Raw genomic sequence first — 24,691 nt, forward strand, 5'->3', positions numbered from 1 at the left:
GTGAGATTGCCGTTACTGGTGCCAATGTTCTTGGCGAAGCTGCTCAGTTCTTCGATGTGGCAGTTGACGGTCAAACCGTTACAGCTACCATGAAGGACTTCAAGGACGCTAAGGCCTTGGCAGGTAAGGAAGTTGAGTTGGTGATCACAGCCCACATCAAACCAGGTGTGACCACAGCTAAGATCCCTAACACAGCGAAAGTGACCTATCAGAACAAGTCCCATGTGGACGGTACGCCTGATAGCGAAACGCCACCAACGCCACCAGTAACTGTAACGCCACCACCATTGACGAAGAAGATCAATGAAAGTCTTGATCACTTGGATGTAGCCAACGCAACAGACTACACTTACAACATCAAGACCCTTGTACCAGGCAACATCGCTAAGTTCAAGTCATACGCTATCGTGGATACGCTTGATGAGGACTTGGAAGCGAAGTCAGCTAAGATTGTTGGCGAGGCTGCTAAGTACTTCGATGTTAAGGTTGATGGTCAGAAAGTGACTGCGACCATGAAGGACTTCAAGGCTGCTGCAGCGATTGCCGGTCAAGAAGTTGAGTTAGTGATTGTTTCCCAAATCCGTGAAGGGGTGACTCGTCAAGCGATCCCTAACACGGCGAAGATTACGTTCAGTAATACGCCAATCGTTGATGGTGAAGAGGATCCTAAGGGTGAAACACCGCCTAAGGAAACCCCTCCAACCCCACCAGTTACCGTAACGCCTCCAGGTGAGAACCCAACTGTGTCTAAGAAGATTAATGATACTTTGGATCATTTGGATGTAGCTACTGAGACTGACTACAATTACAACATTAAGTCACTTCTTCCAGTTGATATAGCATCATATAAATCTTATGTGATTACAGATACCTTGGATAATGACTTGGCCGTTCAAGGCACACCAACTATTGTTGGTGACGCAGCAGCCTTCTTTGATGTTAAGGTTGACGGTCAAACTGTTACGGCTACAATCACAGACTTTGCGGCTGCAGCATCATTTGCAGGCAAGGAAGTTGAACTGGTTATTCAATCACAAATCCGTGAAGGTGTAACTCGTGAGAAAATTCCTAACACTGCTAAAGTGACATACCGTAACAAGTCACACGTGGATGGAACGCCTGATAGCGAAACGCCACCAACCCCACCGGTAACGGTAACGCCACCAACGCCTAATACTCCTCCAATTACTAAGAAAGTAAATGGTGCTGAGAAAGCTGAATTGGGTGTACGTAATGAAATCTTTACTTATACCATCGATACAGCTGTTCCAACTGGTGCCTTTGCCTTCCAAGTGATGGATACACTTGAACCAGTACTGGCCTTTGAAGGCGACGTTAAGGCTACTGTAGCAGGTCAAGCTCTTGCAGCAGACCAGATCACTATTGACGGTCAAACGGTAACAGTTACCCTTACTAAGGAACAAGTTAAGGCTCATACTGGTAAGGAAGTCCGTGTGGCATTCCAAGCACGTATTAAAGATGGTGTTGACTTGACACCGTACATGGTTGATGGTGTGACAAGTGTTCCAAACACTGCAAACTACATCATTAACAACGATCCGACAACTAAGAAGGACTCCAATACTGTTCCTGTGGTGCCACCAACACCAGATGAACCAACAATTGACAAGAAGATTAATAAGACTCTTGAGCATTTAGATATTGAAGTTAACACTTCTTACTTGTACCATGTAACAGCCAACCTTCCACAGGATATTGCAAGTTATCAATCATTTGTTGTCACAGACCAATTGGAAGATGTTCTTGCGATTAACGGTGATGTGATTGCTTACGTAGATGGTTCTGAGACAGATGCCGTTAAGGTGACTGTTGAGGGCAATCTTGTAACAGCAACAGTGACAGACTTTGCTAAATTAGCAGGTCGCAAGCAAATTCAATTGTACATTCCAGCCTATATCAAGGCAGAGGCAGACTTGACTGCTTACCTTGTAGAAGGTGTTGCAAAAGTGCCGAATACAGCTACCGTTGCCTTTAAAGACAGCAATGGCAAGGATGGCAATAAGCCAACCAAACCTGTAACGGTAACGCCACCAACACCAGTTGAACCTCCAAAACCTGAAGATCCAACACCAGATAGCCCTGTTAAGACAGTTAGCCGTGTTGAAGGTTTGGAGCAAGCGGCGCTTCTACGTCTCCTTGATGCTCAAGAAGCCTTCCGCTTCGACATTAAGTCGGCGGTTCCTTCTGATGAGGCTGAAGACAAGCGGATCAACTTGACTAGTCTGACGGTGACAGATACTCTTGACGCACTCTTTGCAGTGAAGAAAGAGGGCATCGCAGTTAAATTGACTGGAACACCAGCTGAAACAGCCAACTATGTAGATGAGGATGTTCTTAAAGCTCAAACAGCTCTAGATGAAGCTAAGGCTAAATTGGCAGAGCTCCAGGGCGAAGAGACACCAGCACCAACATCTACAGAACTTGAGACTGCTAAGCAGCTTGTGGCTGATTTGACTCAAGAATTGGCGACAGCTCAAGCAAGTCTTGACGCATTGAAAGCAACTCCTGCTGAAGATGGGGCAACTGCTGAAACACCTAATGAAGCTGTAACAGCTCAAGAACAAGTTGTTGCAGACTTGCAGAGCAAGCTAACAGCAGCTCAAGCAGCTGTGACTGCTTTGGAAACTGCTCAACCTGAAGCTCCAGCAGTGAATCCAGTGAATCCAGCTGAACGTCAAGTGGCTATCTCTAACCAAGAGAAAGTTGTTGAGAAAGCTGAGAAAGCTCTAGCGGAAGCCAAAGACAAGCAAGCTAAGCTCGCTGAAAAACTAGCCCTCTTTGGACAAGTCAATGAGAAGGGTGAATTGACAGCTGAAGCTATCGAAGCGCTCGGTGGTAAGATTACTGTTGAGGGTCAAGATGTTACAGTTGACTTCTCTGATGAAATGACAATGGAAGCCCTGAAAGGTTACACTGTCAACGTGATTATCTACACCGCTATCAAGGATGTTAAAGCCTTGACAGATGCTCACTATAAGGGCGGTATTGATAATATTGCGACCGTGCAATACAATCATAATCCAGATGCTAAATTCACTAAGAAGACCAACAAGGTAACGGTGATCCCTCCACGTAAGACGACACCGCCACCAGTTGTGCCACCGACTCCGGTGCCACCAACACCAGTTCCACCAACACCTCCGACAACACCAGATAAGCCTAAGGTGGTAACGCCTAAGACACCAAAATCTGATTTGCCGAAGACTGGTGAACAAGTATCTATCCTAGGTGCTGTTGGACTAGTGATTGGCTTAGTAGCTCTTGGCTTCTATGGTTTTTCGAAACGAAAAAAATAGGCTAAAGGCAGGTAAAGCAGGATAGAGGGGCTTAAGCTCTTCTTTCCCTGCCTTATTTGCTAATAATGAAAAGGGAATGAAATTCATATGAAAAAAAATAAAACTCTGATGATAGCTGCTTTATCAGCTATTATGGGTGGTGCTATCATTGCTCCCGCATACACTCTGAATTCCCAACTTTTGGGGACGGTATTTGCAACAGACGATGTGCCAGCTCCTGATGAGGAAATTCCAAGCGCAGAGGAGCAAAGTGCTTTAAATGACTTTGAAGTTGCTTTGAATAATCTGGAGTCAGCAATCAGCGGGGGACGTGCTGCTTTGATTAAGCGTCGATTGACCTTAGCTGAAACAGCTTTGACTACAGCTACTAATGCGGCTAAGAGTGCAGGTGCTAAAAAAAGTCTAGCAGATCTCAATACGCGTTATGCTGCTCTTAAAGCTAAGGCTAATGGTGAGGCTGCGCCAGAGACGACGACATCAAGTACGACTAGCACGACTACGACTACAGAATCAACGACCCCAAGTACGACTAGCACGACTACGACTACAGAGTCAACAACCCCAAGTACGACTAGCACGACTACGACTACAGAGTCAACAACCCCAAGTACGACTAGCACGACTACGACTACAGAGTCAACGACCCCAAGTACGACTAGCACGACTACGACTACAGAGTCAACGACTCCAAGTACGACTAGCACGACTACGACTACAGAGTCAACAACTCCAAGTACGACTAGCACGACTACGACTACAGAGTCAACGACTCCAAGTACGACTAGCACGACCACAACGACTGAGTCGACAACTCCAAGTACGACTAGCACGACCACAACGACTGAGTCGACAACTCCAAGTACGACTAGCACGACTACAACGACAGAGTCAACGACTCCAAGTACGACTAGCACGACTACGACTACAGAATCAACGACCCCAAGTACGACTAGCACGACTACGACTACAGAGTCGACAACCCCAAGTACGACTAGCACAACTACAACTACTGTAGCACCGCCGGTCACTGAGTCAAGTATGTCAGAGACGTCTGTAGTGACTGAGTCAACCACTGCTAGCACAGAAGCAACTACTGTTACGACAGAATCAACGACAGCAGCGACAGAGCCAACAACAGTTAGCACAGAAACCACAACAGCAGCGACAGAGTCAACAACTTCGGTAACATCTTCTAGCACAGAAGCAACTACGACGACCACGTCTAAGAAGTCAGGAAGCATTGTTTTCAAACCTACTACTAAGCGAACAACGACAGTTGCTCCTAAGACTAGCACAGCAGCAACCACTGCTAAAGTTAGCGAAGCAGTGACTAGTGCCTCTAGCAAGATCGTAAAACCTGCTTCAACTCGCAAGGAACTCCCTAAAACTGGTGACCAGGCGGGTCCATGGGCGCTTGTTCTAGCTGGACTCTTTGCCCTACTAGCCTTGGTAGGTTTCAAGAAAAAGGACCTTAACTAGGCAAACAGCTGAGTAAGAAACCTTACAAAAGCGATAAGGATCAGGGTGTTGTGCCTTGATCCTTTTTGAAATGGTTCTTTGATAGTAGAGCACATGGCTAGTCACCTTTACTTTTGTAGACCCATGATATATAATGTTTAAGTAGGTCAAAGGCTTTATAATAGTGACTTTGTGAGGCTACAGGATCTGTTCTTGTAGTAGTATGGGAGGATGGCATTAGTATTGTGACGTATTGAAATTATGTGTATCATTTAGTGAGTGAAGGGCAATCTGTATGAAATTAACGGTTTTAATCACCTTGTTAAACGAGGAAAACATTATAGCCAAGACCAATGCGGCTATGGTTGAACAATTAGAGGCATTGCTAGGCCAGGAGCTGGATGCCTATGAGTTGCTCTATGTTGATGATGGGAGTACCGATAGTACCCTAAGGCTGATCGAAGGCTTTGCTATGGAAAATTCTAATATTCGCTATCTCAGTTTTAGCCGTAACTTTGGGCGAGAGAGCGGGATTCTGGCTGGTTTTCAGTATGCGACAGGAGATGCTGTCATGGTGATGGATGGGGACTTGCAGCACCCTCCTAGCTTGATTCCAGAGTTTATTGCTGCCTATCGTGCGGGCTATGATATCGTCAGTGGACAACGCGATCGGACGGGTGAAAGCAAGGCATCGACGTTCTTTGCTAGACTTTTTTATTACATTTCCAACCACTTGATGGATGTCAAGTTGACAGATGGTAAGTCGGAGTTGAAGCTGTTGAGTCGCAAGGCTCTTTCAACCTTTATTTCGCTTCCAGAGTACAATCGTTTTAACAAGGGCTTGTACGAGTGGATGGGCTATAAGGAAAAGGTTATTCCTTATAAAAACCATATTCGCGAGGCGGGTGAGAGCAAATTTGGCTTCACCAAGTCATTGAACTACGCCTTTCAGGGGATCATGTCTTTCAATGACAGGCCCTTACGTTATTGTTTGAAATTGGGGCTTTTTAGCACTGGTCTAGCACTGCTTTATTTAGCGACTGAGTTGGTACGCTATATCCTGAGTCCAGAAAAGGTGGTGAGTGGTTATTTCACGACCATTGCGGCAATTATCCTTTTTTCGGGCATTCAATTAGTTTCGATTGGTATTCTGGGGGAGTATATTGGGAAAATCTTTTATGAGGTCAAAGGGCGCCCGCACTATATCGTTGAAAAGACCAATATTGATATAAAGGGAGGAGAGAAGAAACAGTGACGATTTTTCGGAAGTCATACCAGAAACTAGGAGTGCTCTTGAGGAGTAAGGGTGGTATCTATGCTCTGAGTTTTCTCCTTCCTTGTTTGATCATGTTGGGGGTTTGGGCCTTTAATGGGCATTTTCCTTTTGGTTCAAAGAGCCTGATGGCAGTTGACTTTGGTCAGCAGTACATCGGTTTTTATGCCTATCTGAAAGAGACTTTGCTCTCTGGCCAATGGGGCTCCTTTTTCCATTCCTTCGAAAAATCCATCGGGGGTGAAATGATTGGGGTTCTGGGCTATTACCTCATGAGTCCGTTCAATATTTTCTACATTATCCTGCCCTTGAGTCAGTTTAAGTGGGCTGTCTTTTTGACCCTGCTTTTGAGATATGGTTTTATGGGGTTGAGCTTTGCTCACCTCTTGGTCAAGCGTTATAGGGGGGAAAGTCAAGGTGCCTATGTGCCTATTTTTGCGACTGCCTATGCGCTTTCTGGGATGATTGTCTCCTACCAGATGAACCCGATCTTTTATGATGCTATGATTTGGTTGCCTCTATTGATTACCTATCTGGAGGAAGCCTTGGATCAAAAGAGACCTTATAAATATATTCTGATTTTGGGGGTGACAGTCTTTACCCAATTTTATATGGGTTATATGATTTGCTTGTTTGTGGCCCTCTACGCTTGTTACTATATGGCGCCAAGCTTGGACTTGCCTAGCTGGAAGGAAAGGGTTAGAGGTTTTTTCCTGCCCCTAATCAAGGTTCTGTGCTATTCGCTCTTGGCAGCTGGGACCACAGCGGTTCTTCTTTACCCTATTGTACTCAATTTGCTACGTAGTAAAGGGGCTTATGACAATCCGCTGAGTTTTAGCTTTGCGTTTCAGATTAATCCCCTTGACATCTTATCGAAACTGGTCATCGGAGGGTTTGATAATCAGTCTTGGTCTGCTGGGCCAAGTCTGCCGAACCTTTTCGTTGGGGCTCTTGGCCTGGTTGGTTTTATCCTGTATTTTAACTATAGTCAGGCCCACAAATACCGTAAAATTGCTGCTGCGATTTTATCTGGATTATTTCTTCTGTCATTTGTCAATGAGTTTACCAGCAAGATCTGGCATATGGGACAAAATCCCGCTGGTTTCTTTTTCCGCTTTTCTTGGTTAGTTTCTTTCTTCATGGTCCTCTTGGCCTTTCAGACTCTGCAGTCCAAAAAGCAAATTAAGCCGCAGACGGCATGGACAGGGCTTGTGCTTGCCCTTGTTGCGATTACTTATCTGGTCTATCAGGACTATACCTACATTTCCTTGACTCAACCAGCTGGGCTAACCCAGCTAGTCACGGAGCATCCTAAAGCTGTCTATGTGATTTTTAGTGGCTTGATTCTTTGTTTTGGGGCTTATGTCTACCGATTGGGGCGTCAGGACAAGGTTTGGAAGCAATTGCTTCGCTTTGTCTTAACCCTGTTAGGGCTCAATATCGCTATGGTGCTCCTGTTTAAGGGTTACCTGCTGAGTCAACTGGTGCTCACCTTGATCACTTGGTTACTGGCGCTTTGGTTCTATAGCAAGCCAAGGCTAGGAAGGGTTGGTTTATTGGTGGTACTAGTATCCGGCCTCGAATTGGGCTATAACGCCTATCTTTCTCAGACCACCATAGGCTACACGGATGCTTATAAATTTAGTGATTTGGCGGTCAAACTGAGCCAATTGTCAGATCGTGTGGAGGAGCTTAATCAGGAGACATCCCAAGCACCATTTTACCGGATCGGTACAGATTTCTTATATTCTAAAGTGGATCCTTTGATAGGTTCCTTCAGAGGCTTGAGTAATTTTAGTTCTAGTATGGAAAAGTCGACGATAGACCTCTTCGGAGCCTTGGGTGATGTGGGCGGAAACGCCTCAACCTTCTACGCGAATGGTACAGCCCTAACTGATGCCTTCTATAGTGTTCGTTACTATGTGGCGCGCAAGGACTATACCCATGAAGACGTGGAAAACAATCCCAAGTCGCATTACTTTAGCAAACATTCAACGCGCAAAGACTTGCAGTCCCTATTTGAAAAAATCGATGAAGATGAGACTTTTGTCTATTATGAGAATCCAAATGTCCTTCCCATCGCCTTTGCGACCAATCAGTTGACCCGAAATATCCAGTTCGGACTAAACAATCCAGTCTCAAATCAAAATATTATCTTAAACTCAATGTCCAATCAGGACAAGGACTTTTTCCAACATCTAGCCTTTAACCATATTGACCTGGAAAATATGGTCTATAGTGAGGAAAATGGGAAGAAAACCTATCGTCGTATCGATAAGAGTCAGATGGGTAAGGTGACCTTCAGGTTTACTCCGCAAACGGATTTCACCTACTATTTCCAAGCGCCAGTCTCTCTGAGATCGTCTATGGGCAAGATGAACATCCTCCTCAATGATCAGTGGTATAACTACACTCAGAGTTTTGATCAGGTCCAATTGTGGAATATCGGGCATGATGCACAGGGTCAAGAAATTCGTTTAAGATTTGAAACGAGTACAGAAGATGAGCTCGACTTTACCAATTTCTCCTTGGTGAGAGTAGACAACAAAGAAGTTCAACCGGTTCTGGCAGATCGTTTGCAACAGGGATTGAGGGTGACTTCCTTTACAGATACCCATATCAGGGGAGAGGTAACCGTAACGGATGATAGTGATGTGATGATGACCAGCATTGCTTATAATCCAGGCTGGCAAGTTAAGGTTGATGGCAAGTTGGTTGAGACCACAGAGGCCTGGAATAGTTTGCTGAGCTTTCCGATTAGTTCTGGGGAGCATGAGATTGAGATGATCTTTGTCACACCTGGTCTAAGGGTTGGCTTCCTGCTTTCCCTCATGTCCATAGTGGTTATCGGGGGGCTGTATTGGCGAGATACTGCCCGCCATAAGCCATCTGTTTAATGCCTATGCTATCAATTGCCTATTTATTTCACTGGCAGGCAGACGATTATTTACAGTTTCAAAAAAACAACCCCCTTTCATCGCTAGACTAGCTGATAGAAGGGCGGTTGTTTTTGTTTTTTAGAGTCTGTTGAAGAACGGCTGGTAGAGTTTTTCCACTTGAAAAATGTGTAGTAGGAGCGATAGCGATCAAAAGCGATCCTGACGCTGTAACAGTTCAACTGTCCAGTGGACTGTGGAAGCTCTGAGCCTAGAAATGACAAAGTGAGGAGGGCTCAAAATTTAGCAATGAAACACTACTTGCTTTCCAAAACAGTCTAACCCCAGACTATTTTACTAACGTCTGTGCTACTTACTCAAACGGTCTGGGAATAGACCGTTTGAAGTCTGAGCCTAAACATCAGAAAGCTCAGAAAAGTATGAGAAAAAATTGTTTTCTTAAACGATAAAAAGTGCTTTTTGAAGTGGACTGATTATAAAAGAGGGCTAGGAAGGGAGAGGTAAGGCTGTGCTCTGTAGCAATCGTTAAAGTTAATAAGCTTTGATACGATCAACCGTCTGGCGATCAAGGTTTTTCACGATTGCTTGCAAATAAGCTTGGGCTTCTTCAAAGTCCGCTAGGCTAAAGAGGGTTTGGTGGGAGTGAATATAGCGAGCCACAACGCCGATAGTGGTCGATGGAATCCCATGGTGTTTCAGGTGGGCGGCTCCGGCATCCGTCCCGCCTTTAGAGGCAAAATACTGGAACTTGACGCCCGCCTCTTCAGCAGTGGTCATGAGAAAATCGCGCATGTCCTTGAGCATGATGTGGCCTGGGTCGTAGAAACGAAAGAGTGTTCCGCCTCCTAAATGGCCTTGGTCTCCATAAACATCACCAGCTGCAGAGCAATCAACAGCCAAGAAGATATCTGGCTGGAATTTTGTGGTGGAAACAGCAGCTCCACGTAGACCGACTTCCTCTTGGACATTTGCTCCTGCGATGAGGGTGTTGGGAAGGCCTTGACTAGACAAGTGTTCCAAAAGTTCGGTCACCATGAGGAGGCCGAAGCGGTTGTCCCAGGCTTTGGAAATGACATTTTTGCCATTGGCAGTCAGGATAGCTTCTGCCTGAGGGACGATGATATTGCCAGGCTGAACGCCGAAGCGTTCAGCTTCTGCCTTATCGCTGAAGCCTGCATCAAAGACAATATCTTCGATTTTTGGTGTCCCAGAAGCGCCTAGATGAGGAGGTACAGAGCCCGAGATGACAGGGATCTTGGTCCCCCTGCTGGTGTGAAGGGTGAAGCGCTGGGCGCTAACCACCATCGGATTCCAGCCGCCAATAGATACGACGCGGAAAGTCCCATCTGGTCGAATTTGATTGATCATAAAGCCAACTTCATCCATGTGGGCCGCCACCATGATGCGGGGGGCATCTGGGTCTTTGCTGTCTTTGATTCCAAAGAGGCCACCAAGGCCATCTGTTTCGATGCGGTCAACGTGGGGGGTGATTTTCTGGCGGAGGTAGTCGCGAACCTCGTGCTCATAGCCTGCGAGGCCATCGAGAGCAGTGACTTCTTGGATTTTTTGGAAAAGTTCTGACATAGTAAGGCTCCTTAAAATGATTTCTATGCTTTCTATTGTACCATTTCTGAGAGAAAATGAGGCAAAAGACTGTGGAAAAATATAGCTTTTATCGTTCAAAAGCAAGGTTTTATGGTATAATTTGGATATGAAAAAAAGAACAGCGATTGCCTTAGCTGGGCTGGTTGGGTTGACGACGCTGGCCCTAGGGACTAAGGTGTATTTGGATTATCAAGAGGGGGAGCGGATCCGAGAAATCCTGCTTCAAGTGCGGGCATTTTTTGCCCCTATGGGGGAGATTGCGACGGTATTCGTGGACCATACGGTGTCTGACCAGCTCCAGGTCAAAGGTGGTGTTATCCTGACGGATGGGCGTTTCTATCGTTTCGATTATTTGGCAGGCGAGCTATTCTACGAGGAGGCTGACTTATGAGGACTCCCTCTAGTTTAGAAGAAGTGGCAGGTTTGATTGAGACTGGCCAGCGCTTGGTCTTTGTCTTTATGGCGAGCTGGTGTCCAGACTGTCACTTTATTGCCCCTTATTTGTCGGAGATTGAAGAGCGGTTTGGGTCCGCGACTTTTGTGGAGCTGGATCGGGATGCATTTATGCCTTTGGCCAAGGAATGGGATATTTTTGGAATTCCGAGCGTTGTTGTGGTGGAAAATGGCCGAGAGGTCGGTCGCCTGGTCAATAAACTGCGTAAGAGCAAGGAAGAGATTATTAGATTTTTAGAAGGATTGGAAGAGAAATGATTTTTGCCTATAATAAGGAACATGTCGGAGATGTCTTGATGGTCATCCTGCAAGAAACGAGCCCTGTCAAGCGCCATGTAGAACGCAAGGGACGTGTGGCCAGGGTGGTCAGCGAGACAGGAGAAACCTTGGCTTGGAATATTTTTGAGGTCTCAGACCTCTTCCCGATTTCAGGGCAGGGGCAGATTTTTCTGTCAGAGGAGGCCTTGACCTGCCTCAACAGCGAATTGGCCAGAGAAGGCTTCACCGAAACCTTAGAAGCAAGTCAGAATCCTGTCTTTGTCGTAGCAGAAATCCTGGAAATGCAAGACCATCCAGATAGTGATCACCTTCATATCTGTCAAGTGGCCATCGGCCAAGAAGCTCCTGTTCAAATCGTCTGTGGGGCACCGAATGCTACGGTTGGCCTCAAGACAGTAGCAGCCCTGCCTGGAGCTATGATGCCGAGTGGTAGTTTGATTTTCCCAGGTCAACTCCGCGGGGTTGACAGTTACGGCATGCTCTGCAGTGCGCGTGAATTAGAACTTCCCAACGCACCACAGGTCCGTGGAATCATTAGCCTTCCAGACCATGCGGTCGTTGGCGAAGCCTTTGATGCAGCAAAGCATTGGAAGGGCTAGTCTTGGCAGACACCAATGATAGAAAAAATCAAAAGACTGAAGATGCGTTTAAACGCTTCTTCGGTCTTTTTGTGTGACGAGATGTTATTGAAAATGGTGTGATGCCATGGTCTGATAATACTCATTCAAAATCAAAAATAGAAGGGTAAAGGGTTCGTTTACTTAATCTTAGCATGTCTAGCCTTACTGCCATCACGTTTTCTAGTTCTGTAGCACGCTTCTCTAACAGTCCCGTGAACTACTGAAGCAGTTTTTATCTAATTGCGGCGTTTGGAAATCAAGCAATACTGTTTTATTTGAGAATCAGTCGGTAATGCACTAAATTATCTATTTTTGAATTTTATTTAGTATAAATGTCAGATTCGCTGCCTCCTGTTCTTATATGCCGCCTTTTTTGGATCATTTTGATGAAAATGGTGATGAGACGAGTTTCAATGGGGGGACTTATACCAGGGAGCGGCTGCTGATTGTTCAGCGGGCAGGCCTGACCATCTCCACAAACCGATGGGTAAACAGGGCGGTCATGCCCCAGAGATTCTCCTCGAACTCATCGTAGAAGGGGATGGTACGCTGGAAATCTTTGAAGGGGTAGTGGATTCCGTTTGGAATGCGCTCAAAAGGAAACTTCGTACTGGCTTGCAGGCTAGAAGTCAGAGGGTAGTAAGTCGGAGGAGTTGCCATCAGTTGGTCCAGCGGCAGAACAAAGAGCCTTTCGACTTCCTCGTTAGGAGAGATAGTCTGCCAGTCTTCTATTAGAATCTCGCCGACAAAGCAGTGAATGGTTCGTGAACCGCTGACTAGAAAGTCAATCTCCCCCAAGACCTGGATCTGATCGGAAGCGATGTTGAGCTCTTCAACTGTCTCACGGATGGCAGCAGCTCTTAAGCTTTCGCCTGTTTCGACTTGGCCACCAGGAAAGGCAACTTCTCCTGGCTGGGAGATGTGCTGGGCCCGAACCTGATAGAGAACATGATAAGCCTCGCCGATCTTGATGAGGGGTAGCAAGATAGCATAGCTGGTTTTTTGGTTGATTGGCTTGGGTTGGTAGGTGCTTAAGAGGGACTGGATAGATTTTAACTCAGGCATGAAGGGTTTCCTCATTGGGTATTATTTTCTTCATTTTATCATTTTTTGGAGAATCCTACGAATAGAGAGGTAGGAGGATATTAAAATGTTAAATAAAATGATTATGATTGGCCGCTTGGTTCATCAACCTGAAGTGCAAAAAACAGCCAATGACAAGCATGTGACCCGCTTTACCATTGCCATCAATCGCAAATACCGCGGCGGAGACGGAGAGCGTCAAACGGACTTTATCCAAACCGTTGCCTGGGGCAAGCTGGCAGAGAGCTTGGCCAGCTATGCGACCAAGGGCAGCCTCATTTCTATCGATGGGGAATTGCGCACCCGTAAATATGAGAAAAACGGAGATACCCACTACGTGTCAGAGGTGCTGTGCAATGGTTTCCAGTTACTAGAGAGTCGTGCCCAGCGTGCCATGCGCGAAAACAATAACAGCCAAGACCTAGCGGACCTTGTCCTAGAAGAAGAGGCGTTGCCGTTTTAGACTTAGCAATTCTAAAAGCACTTTAGGGATTGGGTCAAATCAAATATAAAAAAAGTGGATGTCGAGTCAGTTCGTCTTCCACTTTTTTGCAGCTGGATAAACAAGCAAAAGGAGGTCAAGGCCTGGGTGTTTCCCAAGGAAAACTGTCCCCAGTCATTGCCATAATATTGTAGCCAGATGGTTATCGGGATAGGATTTTTTAAGCCTTCATTACGCTGTTTTCTTAAGGGATAAGATAGCTTTCATTACGGTTTTTTAGTTGGTGTGGAGTGTCTAAAACGTACAATATCAGACTAGAGAATGATTTCCTGTAAAAGGATTATTTTCCCTTGACTATTTTTGACCAAGTGATACAATAGAAAGTGGATTAGCACTCAAAGACAGAGAGTGCTAAGTTATCATTTGTAATATTGGAGGTCTGTATGTTAAAACCCTTGGGTGACCGCCTTGTTGTGCGTGTCGAAAAAGAAGAAGAACAAACGGTTGGTGGCTTTGTGCTGGCAGGTGGCTCAAAAGAAGCAACCAAAACAGCTGAAGTCTTAGCTGTCGGAGAAGGGATCCGTACCTTGACAGGTGAGTTGATCGCGCCGTCAGTTGCTGTCGGTGAAACAGTATTGGTAGACAAGTCAGCTGGTCTTGAGGTCAAACATGAAGGTGAGGAGCTTCTCATCATTCGCGAGGCAGACGTGCTAGCTATTGTTAGCTAGTATGGTGCCCTCAGTCTAGCTAGAGGCTCTGAAGGCCTTTGGCCAAGCTGGTAGCTGGTTTTGAAAAACGCCTGACAGCGACCTGCTCAAGGATCCAGAGATTTAGTTTTAAGCGACCAAGGAATTTCTCGATCTCGCTTTCCCTCTCACGAAAAGTGGTTCAGGTCTTTAGAGAAACCTATGTCAGGTTGACCAGCTGGTCTTGTGGCGATGGATACTCAATCATAGTGCAACCTCACACTAGGCATTGACCAGTTTGATGAGATCGAGCTCACGATTTATCAAGCCAGTTATTTTCAGGCCTTGTATGCGACTGGTCTGGCTTTTAACTGGACAATAGAGTATATATAGTATTTATTAGATTAGAAAAGGAAAAATCATGGCAAAAGATATTAAATTTTCAGCGGATGCGCGTGCGGCAATGGTGCGCGGCGTCGACATTTTAGCAGATACCGTCAAGGTGACCTTAGGTCCTAAAGGCCGCAATGTGGTTTTAGAAAAAGCTTTTGGCTCTCCACTCATCACCAATGATGGGGTGACCATTGCCAAAGAAATCGAACTAGAAGACCACTTTGAAAATATGGGAGCCAAACTTGTTTCAGAAGTGGCCTCAAAGACCAATGATATCGCTGGAGATGGGACAACAACAGCGACTGTGTTGACCCAAGCTATTGTGCGTGAAGGCATTAAAAATGTGACTGCAGGAGCTAACCCAATTGGTATCCGCCGTGGGATTGAGAAGGCTGTTGCAGCAGCAGTAGAAGAACTTCAGGCAATCGCTGCGCCAGTGTCTGGCAAGGAAGCTATCGCCCAAGTTGCTGCGGTGTCTTCTCGCTCTGAGAAGGTCGGTGAGTACATCTCAGAAGCTATGGCAAAAGTTGGTAACGATGGCGTTATCACTATTGAGGAATCACGCGGTATGGAAACAGAACTTTCAGTTGTCGAAGGGATGCAGTTTGACCGTGGCTACCTCTCTCAATACCTGGTGACAGACAATGAGAAGATGATTGCAGAACTGGATAACCCTTATATCCTGATCACGGACAAGAAAATTTCTCATATCCAAGAAGTCCTTCCGCTTTTAGAATCTATTTTAAAAACCAATCGTCCACTCTTGATTGTTGCGGATGACGTGGATGGCGAAGCTTTGCCGACTCTTGTTTTGAACAAGATCCGTGGCACCTTCAATGTGGTGGCTGTTAAGGCACCAGGATTTGGGGATCGTCGCAAGGCGATGTTGGAAGACATTGCTATCTTGACAGGTGGTACAGTTATCACGGAAGATCTTGGCTTGGAGTTGAAAGACGCAACGCTTGAAGCCCTCGGTCAGGCAGCCAAGGTAGTGGTTGATAAGGACCATACGACCATTGTTGAAGGAGCTGGTGCTCAGGATGCGATTGCTAATCGTATCGCTGTCTTAAAGGCTCAAATCGAAACGACAACTTCTGAGTTTGACCGTGAAAAACTCCAAGAGCGCTTGGCTAAGCTATCTGGCGGTGTGGCGGTGATCAAGGTCGGTGCCGCAACAGAGACCGAGTTGAAAGAGACCAAGCTCCGTATCGAGGATGCCCTAAACGCCACTCGTGCGGCTGTTGAGGAAGGCATTGTCGCAGGTGGTGGTACTGCTTTTGTAACTGTAATGGCCAAGGTGGCCTCTCTCGGATTGGATGGAGATGAAGCGACAGGCCGCAACATCGTCTTGCGTGCCTTGGAAGAGCCTGTTCGCCAGATTGCCCACAACGCAGGTTATGAAGGCTCTATCATCATTGATCGTTTGAAAAATGCAGACCAGGGAGCTGGCTTTAATGCAGCAACAGGTGAGTGGGTTGACATGATTGAGGCAGGGATCATTGATCCTGTTAAGGTCAGTCGCTCGGCGCTTCAGAATGCGGCATCGGTAGCTAGTCTTATCTTGACTACAGAAGCTGTCGTTGCCAATCGCCCGGAACCTACTAGCCCAGCACCAGCCATGGACCCTTCTATGATGGGTGGCATGATGTAGTGCAGTTAGGTGATAGCCCACTAAAAGGTTAGGATTTCCTAGCCTTTTAGTCTATCATTATCTGCTAGTGGCTATCAGTCCACTTTTGAACAGATATTTGTGTGTTCTTTGGTCTTTTTGTGATCGCTTTCAAAAATTATAATAGAAGTGTCATTAATAATATATTTACGAAAAGAGGTAAAGAACATGGAACAATTCCTTGTCCCCCTTCAATGGTTCTCGCAGAATATCTTGCAGAAGCCAGCATTTTTCGTTGGTTTGCTGGTATTCATTGGCTACTTGCTTTTGAAAAAGCCCCTGCATGATGTTTTTGCAGGATTTGTCAAGGCGACGGTTGGTTACATGATTTTGAATGTGGCTGCTGGAGGTTTGGTGGTCACTTTCCGACCGATTTTGGCTGCTCTTAACTACAAATTCAACATTGGTGCGGCAGTCATTGACCCCTATTTCGGTCTTGCAGCAGTCAATAACAAGATTGCAGAAGAATTTCCGAAATTTGCTGGCTTAGCTGCCTCTGCTTTGCTGATTGGTTTCTTTGTCAATATTGCTCTGGTAGCACTGCGTAAGGTGACAAAGATTAGGACCTTGTTTATCACAGGCCATATTATGGTTCAGCAAGCTACGACAGTCTCCTTGATTGTTGTCTTGATGTTAGGTGGCTTTATTGGGGAAAATACAGGACTTGCAACGCTTTTGATCGGTTTGGTTTGTGGGCTTTATTGGGCGGTCAGTTCCAATATGACCGTGGAAGCAACCCAGCGCCTGACAGGTGGCGGCGGTTTTGCGATCGGTCACCAACAGCAGTTTGCCTTGTGGTTTGTGGATAAGGTAGCTCCTAAACTAGGGAAAAAAGAAGAGAATTTAGACAATCTGAAGTTACCAGCCTTTTTAAATATTTTCCACGATACAGTAGTGGCCTCAGCCACCTTAATGATGTTCTTCTTTGGAGCAATTCTCTTTGTTCTAGGGCCTGACATTATGGCCAATCCAGAAGTCATCACATCAGGCACGCTCTATGGTGGCCCTGAAAAACAAGCCTTCTTTATGTATGTCATTGAGGTGGCCTTTACCTTCTCCGTCTACCTTTTCATCTTAATGCAAGGGGTGCGGATGTTCGTGGCAGAATTGACCAACGCTTTCCAAGGGATTTCTGCCAAATTATTGCCAGGATCCTTTCCAGCGGTTGACGTTGCTGCTTCTTATGGGTTTGGATCTTCAAGTGCGGTGCTCTTTGGGTTTGTGTCTGGTTTGATGGGTCAGTTGATTACGATTGTGCTTCTGATTGTCTTTAAAAATCCAGTCCTGATTATTACTGGTTTTGTCCCAGTCTTCTTTGACAATGCGGCCATTGCGGTCTACGCAGACAAACGGGGTGGTTGGAAGGCAGCAGTTATTTTGTCCTTCTTATCAGGTGTCCTCCAGGTGGCGCTTGGTGCCGTTGCTGTAGCGCTTTTAGGGCTCGCCAACTTCGGTGGTTATCATGGCAATATTGACTTTGTTTTACCGTGGTTGCCGTTTGCTTATAGCTTTAAAGCGCTCGGTATTGCTGGTTATGTCTTGGTTTGTTTGTTTTTGCTGGCTATTCCGCAACTGCAATTTGCCAAAGCCAAGGACAAAGAGGCTTACTACCGTGGAGATGTCCAAGCGGACTAAGCTTGTGTTAAGATAGAAATTATAAAAACAAAAAATAGAAAAGAGGAAATGATGGTTAAAGTATTAACAGCGTGTGGCAATGGGATGGGATCGTCTATGGTGATCAAGATGAAGGTTGAAAATGCTTTGAGACAGCTCGGTGTGACAGATATCCAATCCGCTTCTTGCTCTGTTGGCGAGGCCAAGGGCCTGGCAGCAGGTTATGATATTGTGGTGGCTTCTAATCATTTGATTGCTGAATTAGAGGGACGCACCAAAGGAAAGTTGGTCGGTTTGGACAATCTGATGGATGACAATGAAATCAAGACCAAGCTAGCAGCGGTACTGGAGTAGGTTAGTCTGAGAGGCTGGAAGATTGACCAGCCTCTTATCTTTGATAGTGAAGGAGATAGCCATGAATTTAAAAAAGGCTTTTGTAGAAAATAATTCGATTCGGTTAGGTTTAACGGCAAGCAGCTGGCAGGAAGCAGTTGAATTGGCGGTGCAACCGCTGATTGAGAGTGGAGCAGTTACTCGGGAGTACTACGACGCTATTATCGCCTCAACTGAAGAATACGGTCCCTACTATGTCCTCATGCCTGGCATGGCCATGCCACATGCTCAGGCTGGAGCGGGCGTTTATCGAGATTCCTTCTCCTTGATTACCTTGACAGAGCCGGTTACTTTTTCAGATGGCAAAGAAGTCAGTGTGCTGTTAACTCTGGCTGCCACAACACCAGCGATTCATACCTCGGTGGCCATTCCTCAAATTATTGCCTTATTTGAATTAGATAGGGCTATTGAACGCCTAGTGGCCTGCCAATCACCAGAGGAAGTTTTGGCAATGGTCGAAGAATCGAAGTCTAGTCCTTACTTAGAGGGCTTTGATCTTGATGATTAGGGAGTTGTTGGCTAGAAGATAACTATCCTAATGAAACTTGGAGAACAGTTTTATTAAAAAACGAGACTTCTTACTTAAAACTGCTTAGGTTGAAGAGAGAATCCATTTGGTGACACTCTTCAATCTTTTTTGTGTCGCCGGTCATCACTCCACTAAGAAGAGAGCTCTTGCTTCAGTTATAAGAAGCGTATCAATTTTTAAAGGCAGGCATTATCTTTAAAGTAAGAAGAGGCTTGCTCGTTGCATTTGTCGGACTTGACGGTGGGCTATTGATGAGGATTACCGTCCAACTTTGGACACAGTCCTGTGTTTTATTTGGTCTTTTTTAGGTCTTGCAAGCGTTCTATAATAGGGATGAGTAAGGGACTGGCTCTGCCATTTCCCAAAAGAAAAGGAGCATATCATGACAAAACCTATTCCTAACTTGCAAGTGGCCCTGGACCATTCTGACCTTAAGGGAGCCATCAAGGCGGCAGTCTCTGTCGGTCACGAGGTGGATATCATCGAGGCGGGTACAGTTTGCCTGCTCCAAGTTGGTAGCGAGTTGGTGGAGGTGCTGCGCAACCTCTTCCCAGAAAAGATTATCGTAGCGGATACCAAGTGTGCGGATGCTGGTGGGACTATTGCGAAAAATAATGCTGTACGCGGGGCAGACTGGATGACCTGTATTTGTTCAGCGACCATTCCTACTATGGAAGCAGCCCTCAAAGCCATCCAAGAAGTCAATGGTGAAAAGGGTGAAATCCAAATCGAGCTCTACGGCGACTGGACTTTTGAGCAAGCCCAACTCTGGCTAGATGCAGGGATCTCTCAAGCCATCTACCACCAATCACGTGACGCTCTTCTTGCTGGCGAGACTTGGGGGGAAAAAGACCTCAATAAGGTTAAAAAACTCATTGAAATGGGCTTCCGTGTGTCGGTGACAGGTGGTCTGGACGTGAATACCCTCAAGCTCTTTGAAGGGGTTGAGGTGTACACCTTCATTGCTGGTCGTGGCATCACCGAAGCTGAAAATCCAGCGGCAGCAGCTCGTGAATTCAAAGATGAAATTCGTCGGATTTGGGGGTAAGTATGGCACGTCCGATTGGTATCTATGAAAAGGCGACACCCAAGCACTTGACCTGGTTGGAACGCCTGCAATTTGCGAAAGAACTGGGTTTTGACTTTGTGGAAATGTCTATTGATGAGTCAGATGATCGCTGGGCACGCCTGGACTGGACCAAGGCAGAGCGGCTGGACATGGTCAAAGCCATCTATGAGACTGGTGTTCGGATCCCGACCATTTGCTTCTCAGGACATCGTCGCTATCCGCTGGGATCAGCTAATCCAGAATTGGAAGCAGAAGCCTTGTCTGCCATGAAAAAATGTATCGAACTGGCTCAAGATTTGGGGGTTCGGACCATTCAGTTGGCGGGCTATGACGTCTACTATGAGGAAAAATCGCCAGAAACACGGGCTCGCTTTATCAAGAACCTGCGAAAAGCCTGCGACTGGGCAGAGCAGGCTCAGGTGATTTTGGCCATCGAGATCATGGATGACCCCTTCATCAACTCCATCCAGAAATACCAGGCCATCGAGAAGGAAATCGATTCGCCTTACCTCTTCGTCTACCCAGATACGGGGAACGTGTCCGCCTGGCACAATGACATCTGGAGCGAGTTCTATCTGGGGCACCGCTCTATCGCTGCCCTGCACTTGAAGGACACCTATGCGGTGACGGAAACCTCCAAAGGTCAGTTCCGTGATGTGCCATTTGGTCAAGGCTGTGTGGACTGGGAAGGCATGTTTGATGTCCTCAAGAAGTCCAACTACCAAGGCCCATTCTTGATTGAAATGTGGTCCGAAAACTGTGAGACCGTCGAGGAAACCAAGACAGCCATCAAGGAGGCGCAGGACTTCCTCTATCCATTGATTGAGAAAGCAGGATTACGCTAATGCCAAAAGAGTTACAGGAAATGAGAAAACGGGTCTGTGAGGCCAATAAGGACCTGCCAAAGCATGGCTTGGTCAAGTTCACTTGGGGCAATGTCTCCGAAGTCTGCCGTGAACTGGGGCGGATCGTCATCAAGCCATCAGGTGTGGACTACGACAAGTTGACCCCTGAAAACATGGTGGTGACAGATCTTGATGGCTATGTCATTGAGGGGGATCTCAACCCGTCATCAGACTTGAAAACCCACGTGGAGCTCTACAAGGCCTGGCCCCATATCCACGCGGTTGTCCATACCCACTCAACTGAAGCTGTTGGCTGGGCCCAAGCTGGTCGTGACATTCCTTTCTATGGGACGACCCACGCTGACTATTTCTACGGGCCAGTCCCGTGTGCCCGTTCTCTGACGGCTGATGAAGTCAACGTCGCCTATGAAAAAGAGACAGGAACCGTCATCGTGGAAGAATTTGCCCGCCGTGGCATCGACCCTGTGGCCGTTCCAGGTATCGTGGTCCGTAACCACGGCCCATTCACCTGGGGGAAAGACCCAGCCCAGGCGGTTTACCACAGCGTTGTCTTGGAAGAAGTCGCCCGCATGAACCGCTACACCGAGCAAATCAATCCGCGCGTGGAACCAGCTCCTCAGTACATCATGGACAAGCACTACCTGCGCAAGCACGGTCCAAATGCCTACTATGGGCAAAAGGGTCAGGAATAATGATGGCAGAAAGATTGGTTTGGCAGTCGTTCTTCTCCCCACAGCACATGTCGAGCGTTTAATCACAGGAGTGTGTGGTCAAATCCTGAGGAAAGTGCTATAGTAGGAGATGCATGATCGGTCTTGTGCTCTTTGATACCAAACTCACCCTGGTATTCTTTTCTAAGCAAAAGGTCTACCAAAACCTCTAGATACCAAGGGGTAGGGGGATTTGTGATCTAGTTTGAAAAGGAATGGTGTAGAGAGGTATGGGCATGGTGAGGTCGGGGAAAATGGTTAGAGGAGGAAGTCATGTTATTACTGGATAAGGATTCGCACGCTTTGTTAACATACTTAATGGATTTAGAGATTCCTGAGACAGTTATGGCCATTTCTAAGCGAATTGATCAATCAAGACGAAAAATTTACTATAGTTTGGAAAAATTGAATGAGGCCCTGCCAGAGCATGTGGGGCCCATTATCAGTGTTCCAAGGGTTGGCATTTGTTTGACCGCCCAGCAAAAGATGGCTTGCCAATTTTTGCTTGATGAAATGGATGACTATAGTTATATCATGAGCATGGAGGAGCGGATAGAGCTGTTGCTCCTGTATATCTTGGTCTCTCCAGAGAGGGTCACTCTGGAGCGCATGATGCAGTTGACGGATGTTTCCCGCAATACAACCCTCAACGATTTGAATGCTATCCGAGAACGGCTGAGTCAAGAGTATTGTTATCTGCCCTTGGTGGTGACTAAAAGCCGAGGGTATTTTATCAATTGCCATCTTCTGGACAAGATCCAATATATTTACTCGCTGCTTTTTACGATTTTCACCTCCAGTAATGAGAGTTTTAGGAGCATCTTGGTCAAAAAATTCCAGGAAATAGCAGATGACATGCCGCTTTTTTCGCAGGAAAGTTCGGAAGGCCTGTTTCAGATGCTAAAGGATCTCCGAAAGACTTGGGGCAAGGAGATGTACGATTCGGATATGGAGATGATGATTCGTATGCTCCCTTATATTCTCCTTTGTTATCGTAATAGTGAATTGTCCAGTCAAGAACGGGAAGATGTTAATAGAGAGCTTAGTCTTGTTCACAAACGGATGGAATTCAAAATAGCCAAGCAGATTAGCCTTCACCTCGCCCAACACTACGCTATCTTTTTAGACAATATTGAGCTGGCTCTGATAGGGATCTTGCTGCTATCATCACGCAAGAACTATGATAGCCATACCAATACTTTGGATTTTAGAGACATTGAAGAAGCGATCGAGTTGTTTTTGCAGAAATTTGAAAGGCATACTCCCTTTCAGGTGACTCAGCGGTCGGAACTTGCCAAGCGTCTCCTCATTCACTGCAAGGCACTGATTTTCCGCAAGACTTATCGGATTTTGTCCAAGAATCCTCTGACCTCTCAGATTAAGGATAAGTACGCCTCTCTCTTTGAGGCAACAGCTTTCTGTGTGGACATTCTTGAAGAGGCTTGGCTGATCCAATTAACGGACGATGATATTGCCCACATTGTCATTCATCTGGGAGGGGCGCTTAGAAGCATGGAAGTCCAACGGCCACCAGAGCGTGTCTGCCTGATCTGTGATGAAGGGATAGCCATTCAACGTCTCTTACTGAAGCAATTGGAGTATCATTTCCCGAGCGTAACGGTTGTTGCTGTTTTTACGACAGAACAGTTTAAGAGTGTTGAAGATATCTTAGAAGTGGATGCTATCATTCAGACCAGCGATAGTTTGGAAACCAGTCTTCCTACTGTGGAGGTTAGTCCTATCCTGAGTAGAGATGATGTTTTGAGGGTTGGTAAGATCTTGCTGCACCCGACCTCATTTGACCATGGTTCACTTGATCAGGAGTTGGAAACGCTTATTGAAGCTTACATTCCCAATCAAGACAACCAACAACTCTTTAGAGCTAAACTGCAAAAATTGATGCGTGATAACTTGATAATCGGCTTAATGTCAGAATAATGCAAGGAACAGTCCAAGAATGAACACAAATTTGTGTCTCATTTGGGCTTTTTTTAGAGCTCTAATAAGTATATGATAAGGGTAGAAAACAAAGCTTTTGGTCAATGATGCTCATGAAAACGACTCTTGCTTCTGTGGTGTTCCAAAAGTATGCAGGACCTGCTATAAAATGGTGCACAGAGAAGGGATTTGGTTTTAAGGGTAGGCATACCAACTATAAGGAGGCATACTATAATATGGCTAAGGTACAAGATATTACAAGGGAATCCTGGATTCTGAGCACCTTCCCAGAATGGGGGACCTGGCTCAATGAAGAAATCGAGCAGGAAGTGGTGCCAGAAGGCAACTTTGCCATGTGGTGGCTGGGCAACTGTGGTGTCTGGATCAAGACGCCAGGCGGTGCCAATATCGTCATGGACCTCTGGTCATCGCGCGGCAAATCAACCAAACAAGTCAAAGACATGGTCTGGGGACACCAGATGGCCAACATGGCCGGTGTGCGCAAGCTCCAGCCGAACCTGCGAGTGCAGCCGATGGTCATCGATCCATTTGCCATCAATGAGCTGGACTATTATCTGGTGTCCCACGTCCACTCTGACCACATGGACATCAATACAGCTGCTGCCATCCTCAACAACCCAAACCTTGACCACGTGAAATTCGTCGGTCCGGTTGAGTCTGGCGACATCTGGGAAAAATGGGGGGTGCCAGCAGACCGTATTATCCGTATCGCACCGGGCGATCATTTTGAGTTTAAGGATATCAAGGTACATGCGGTGGAGTCTTTCGATCGGACCTGCTTGGTCACTCTGCCAATCGATGGTTACGAAGAAAATGGCGGTAGCTTGGCTGGTCTGCCGGTAACGGATGAGCTCATGGCTAAGAAGGCGGTCAACTATGTCTTTGAGACGCCAGGCGGCACCATCTACCACGGGGCAGACTCTCACTTTTCAAACTACTTTGCCAAACACGGTCGTGATTTTAACATTGACGTTGCCATCAACAATTACGGAGACAACCCGATCGGTATCCAAGACAAGATGACTTCTATCGACCTGCTCCGTATGGCTGAAAACCTACGTGCCAAGGTCATCATCCCTGTCCACTATGACATCTGGTCAAACTTCATGGCCTCAACAGACGAGATTATTCAACTTTGGAAGATGCGAAAAGAGCGTCTCCAGTACGACTTCCACCCCTTCATTTGGGAAGTGGGTGGCAAGTACACCTATCCGCTTGACAAGGACCGCATTGAGTATCACCACCCTCGTGGTTTCGATGATGTCTTTGAGCATGATTCAAACATTCAGTTCAAAGCCCTCCTATAGGAGAGTGCATGGCATCAAAGAGGTAGGAAAAGTTCTGCCTCTTTCTGTTGTCAGTCGATAAAAAAATAG

General features: G+C 46.3%; 20 protein-coding genes. 18 read left to right on the forward strand and 2 right to left on the reverse strand.

The annotated features are described in order from the left end of the window. From ABID29_RS00005 to pgfM1, 4 genes are all read left to right on the forward strand, one after another. A partial coding sequence (locus ABID29_RS00005) for an isopeptide-forming domain-containing fimbrial protein (protein ID WP_354363562.1) occupies positions 1-3,317 on the forward strand: 3,317 nt, incomplete at its 5' end. Between the two features lie 87 nt (positions 3,318-3,404). Then, complete coding sequence (locus ABID29_RS00010; protein WP_354363563.1) at positions 3,405-4,796, forward strand: LPXTG cell wall anchor domain-containing protein; 1,392 nt, start codon at positions 3,405-3,407, stop codon at positions 4,794-4,796. A 274-nt stretch (positions 4,797-5,070) separates the two neighbouring features. After that, positions 5,071-6,030 (forward strand): glycosyltransferase PgfS, encoded by a 960-nt coding sequence (gene pgfS, locus ABID29_RS00015; RefSeq protein ID WP_354363565.1) that lies wholly within the window; start codon positions 5,071-5,073, stop codon positions 6,028-6,030. Then, positions 6,027-8,945 (forward strand): glycosyltransferase PgfM1, encoded by a 2,919-nt coding sequence (gene pgfM1, locus ABID29_RS00020; protein ID WP_354363567.1) that lies wholly within the window; start codon positions 6,027-6,029, stop codon positions 8,943-8,945. Before pgfS ends, pgfM1 begins: the two co-directional genes overlap by 4 nt. 531 nt (positions 8,946-9,476) lie before the next feature. Here pgfM1 and pepA read toward each other — a convergent pair. Then, positions 9,477-10,529, reverse strand: coding sequence for a glutamyl aminopeptidase (pepA, locus tag ABID29_RS00025; protein WP_354363568.1), 1,053 nt, complete (start codon positions 10,527-10,529; stop codon positions 9,477-9,479). Positions 10,530-10,656: 127 nt separating this feature from the next. On the opposite strand from pepA, the gene ABID29_RS00030 reads away from it, so the two are divergent. From ABID29_RS00030 to ytpR, 3 genes are read left to right on the forward strand one after another with little or no spacing between them, the layout of a single operon-like run. Further along, entirely contained in the window at positions 10,657-10,941 is a 285-nt protein-coding gene (locus ABID29_RS00030) for a DUF4651 domain-containing protein (RefSeq protein WP_354363569.1), read from the forward strand. Beyond that, complete coding sequence (locus ABID29_RS00035; protein ID WP_354363571.1) at positions 10,938-11,261, forward strand: thioredoxin family protein; 324 nt, start codon at positions 10,938-10,940, stop codon at positions 11,259-11,261. Before ABID29_RS00030 ends, ABID29_RS00035 begins: the two co-directional genes overlap by 4 nt. After that, the gene (gene ytpR / locus ABID29_RS00040) at positions 11,258-11,881 is read left to right on the forward strand and encodes a YtpR family tRNA-binding protein (protein ID WP_354363573.1); all 624 of its coding nucleotides are present in this window, start codon (positions 11,258-11,260) and stop codon (positions 11,879-11,881) included. Before ABID29_RS00035 ends, ytpR begins: the two co-directional genes overlap by 4 nt. A 471-nt stretch (positions 11,882-12,352) precedes the next feature. Here ytpR and ABID29_RS00045 read toward each other — a convergent pair whose 3' ends face one another. Then, entirely contained in the window at positions 12,353-12,967 is a 615-nt protein-coding gene (locus ABID29_RS00045; RefSeq protein WP_354363574.1) for an NUDIX hydrolase, read from the reverse strand. Positions 12,968-13,052: 85 nt separating this feature from the next. Between ABID29_RS00045 and ABID29_RS00050 the strand changes: the two genes are divergently transcribed. The 11 genes from ABID29_RS00050 to ulaG all read left to right on the forward strand — a co-directional run bounded on the left by ABID29_RS00050 (position 13,053) and on the right by ulaG (position 24,622). Beyond that, positions 13,053-13,448 (forward strand): single-stranded DNA-binding protein, encoded by a 396-nt coding sequence (locus tag ABID29_RS00050; protein ID WP_354363575.1) that lies wholly within the window; start codon positions 13,053-13,055, stop codon positions 13,446-13,448. A 422-nt stretch (positions 13,449-13,870) separates the two neighbouring features. Further along, positions 13,871-14,155, forward strand: a complete 285-nt coding sequence (gene groES, locus ABID29_RS00055) for a co-chaperone GroES (RefSeq protein WP_354363576.1) — start codon at positions 13,871-13,873, stop codon at positions 14,153-14,155. A gap of 379 nt (positions 14,156-14,534) precedes the next feature. Beyond that, the gene (gene groL, locus ABID29_RS00060; RefSeq protein ID WP_354363577.1) at positions 14,535-16,157 is read left to right on the forward strand and encodes a chaperonin GroEL; all 1,623 of its coding nucleotides are present in this window, start codon (positions 14,535-14,537) and stop codon (positions 16,155-16,157) included. Between the two features lie 186 nt (positions 16,158-16,343). Next, positions 16,344-17,810: a PTS ascorbate transporter subunit IIC gene (locus ABID29_RS00065; protein WP_354363578.1), complete on the forward strand. Its 1,467-nt coding sequence runs from the start codon at positions 16,344-16,346 to the stop codon at positions 17,808-17,810. A gap of 51 nt (positions 17,811-17,861) precedes the next feature. Then, on the forward strand, positions 17,862-18,143 hold the full coding sequence (locus tag ABID29_RS00070; RefSeq protein ID WP_168549713.1) for a PTS sugar transporter subunit IIB: 282 nt from the start codon (positions 17,862-17,864) through the stop codon (positions 18,141-18,143). 61 nt (positions 18,144-18,204) lie between these two features. Beyond that, positions 18,205-18,690: a PTS sugar transporter subunit IIA gene (locus ABID29_RS00075; RefSeq protein ID WP_354363579.1), complete on the forward strand. Its 486-nt coding sequence runs from the start codon at positions 18,205-18,207 to the stop codon at positions 18,688-18,690. Positions 18,691-19,093: 403 nt separating this feature from the next. After that, complete coding sequence (locus ABID29_RS00080; RefSeq protein WP_168549711.1) at positions 19,094-19,759, forward strand: 3-keto-L-gulonate-6-phosphate decarboxylase UlaD; 666 nt, start codon at positions 19,094-19,096, stop codon at positions 19,757-19,759. Between the two features lie 2 nt (positions 19,760-19,761). Continuing rightward, the gene (locus ABID29_RS00085) at positions 19,762-20,625 is read left to right on the forward strand and encodes an L-ribulose-5-phosphate 3-epimerase (RefSeq protein ID WP_354363581.1); all 864 of its coding nucleotides are present in this window, start codon (positions 19,762-19,764) and stop codon (positions 20,623-20,625) included. Further along, positions 20,625-21,338 (forward strand): L-ribulose-5-phosphate 4-epimerase, encoded by a 714-nt coding sequence (locus tag ABID29_RS00090; RefSeq protein ID WP_354363582.1) that lies wholly within the window; start codon positions 20,625-20,627, stop codon positions 21,336-21,338. Before ABID29_RS00085 ends, ABID29_RS00090 begins: the two co-directional genes overlap by 1 nt. A gap of 291 nt (positions 21,339-21,629) precedes the next feature. Next, positions 21,630-23,294, forward strand: coding sequence for a BglG family transcription antiterminator (locus ABID29_RS00095; RefSeq protein ID WP_354363583.1), 1,665 nt, complete (start codon positions 21,630-21,632; stop codon positions 23,292-23,294). A gap of 236 nt (positions 23,295-23,530) precedes the next feature. Beyond that, positions 23,531-24,622: an L-ascorbate 6-phosphate lactonase gene (ulaG, locus tag ABID29_RS00100; RefSeq protein WP_354363584.1), complete on the forward strand. Its 1,092-nt coding sequence runs from the start codon at positions 23,531-23,533 to the stop codon at positions 24,620-24,622. The last annotated feature ends 69 nt before the right edge of the window (positions 24,623-24,691 follow it).

This window comes from Streptococcus rupicaprae, assembly GCF_040545225.1.
GTDB classification, from domain to species: Bacteria; Bacillota; Bacilli; order Lactobacillales; family Streptococcaceae; genus Streptococcus; species Streptococcus rupicaprae.

Coding starts and splice junctions, on each gene's coding strand:
- ABID29_RS00010 (WP_354363563.1), top strand. CDS start 3,405: ATGAAAAAAAATAAAACTCTGATGATAGCTGCTTTATCAGCTATTATG.
- pgfS (WP_354363565.1), top strand. CDS start 5,071: ATGAAATTAACGGTTTTAATCACCTTGTTAAACGAGGAAAACATTATA.
- pepA (WP_354363568.1), bottom strand. CDS start 10,529: ATGTCAGAACTTTTCCAAAAAATCCAAGAAGTCACTGCTCTCGATGGC.
- ABID29_RS00030 (WP_354363569.1), top strand. CDS start 10,657: ATGAAAAAAAGAACAGCGATTGCCTTAGCTGGGCTGGTTGGGTTGACG.
- ABID29_RS00035 (WP_354363571.1), top strand. CDS start 10,938: ATGAGGACTCCCTCTAGTTTAGAAGAAGTGGCAGGTTTGATTGAGACT.
- ytpR (WP_354363573.1), top strand. CDS start 11,258: ATGATTTTTGCCTATAATAAGGAACATGTCGGAGATGTCTTGATGGTC.
- ABID29_RS00045 (WP_354363574.1), bottom strand. CDS start 12,967: ATGCCTGAGTTAAAATCTATCCAGTCCCTCTTAAGCACCTACCAACCC.
- ABID29_RS00050 (WP_354363575.1), top strand. CDS start 13,053: ATGTTAAATAAAATGATTATGATTGGCCGCTTGGTTCATCAACCTGAA.
- groES (WP_354363576.1), top strand. CDS start 13,871: ATGTTAAAACCCTTGGGTGACCGCCTTGTTGTGCGTGTCGAAAAAGAA.
- groL (WP_354363577.1), top strand. CDS start 14,535: ATGGCAAAAGATATTAAATTTTCAGCGGATGCGCGTGCGGCAATGGTG.
- ABID29_RS00065 (WP_354363578.1), top strand. CDS start 16,344: ATGGAACAATTCCTTGTCCCCCTTCAATGGTTCTCGCAGAATATCTTG.
- ABID29_RS00070 (WP_168549713.1), top strand. CDS start 17,862: ATGGTTAAAGTATTAACAGCGTGTGGCAATGGGATGGGATCGTCTATG.
- ABID29_RS00075 (WP_354363579.1), top strand. CDS start 18,205: ATGAATTTAAAAAAGGCTTTTGTAGAAAATAATTCGATTCGGTTAGGT.
- ABID29_RS00080 (WP_168549711.1), top strand. CDS start 19,094: ATGACAAAACCTATTCCTAACTTGCAAGTGGCCCTGGACCATTCTGAC.
- ABID29_RS00085 (WP_354363581.1), top strand. CDS start 19,762: ATGGCACGTCCGATTGGTATCTATGAAAAGGCGACACCCAAGCACTTG.
- ABID29_RS00090 (WP_354363582.1), top strand. CDS start 20,625: ATGCCAAAAGAGTTACAGGAAATGAGAAAACGGGTCTGTGAGGCCAAT.
- ABID29_RS00095 (WP_354363583.1), top strand. CDS start 21,630: ATGTTATTACTGGATAAGGATTCGCACGCTTTGTTAACATACTTAATG.
- ulaG (WP_354363584.1), top strand. CDS start 23,531: ATGGCTAAGGTACAAGATATTACAAGGGAATCCTGGATTCTGAGCACC.